Origin of the sequence: Paraburkholderia phenoliruptrix (genome assembly GCF_019511605.1) — a bacterium.
GTDB lineage: Bacteria > Pseudomonadota > Gammaproteobacteria > Burkholderiales > Burkholderiaceae > Paraburkholderia > Paraburkholderia phenoliruptrix_A.
Window position 1 is genome coordinate 1 of record NZ_JAEUAV010000096.1, and the last position, 236, is coordinate 236.

The 236-nt window shown below is 67.8% G+C and carries 1 pseudogene; it reads left to right on the forward strand.

The features are described from left to right. Positions 1-236, forward strand: a pseudogene (locus JNB89_RS30925) (hypothetical protein); the annotation flags it as partial.

Sequence of the window (236 nt, forward strand, 5' to 3'; positions counted from 1 at the left end):
CGGTACGCTGTCGGGTGCTGCTTCGGCGGCGAACGGCGAAGTGTCGGTGGGCTCGGCGGGTGCAGAGCGTCGCATCACGAACGTGGCAGCCGGCTCGGCGGCGACTGACGCGGTGAACGTGAGCCAGCTGCAGTCGGAAGACGCGAAGGTGAATAACGAAGGAGCGGCGACGGCTGCAGCGCTGGGTGGCGGTTCGACGTACAACACGACGACGGGCGCGATCACGAACCCGACGT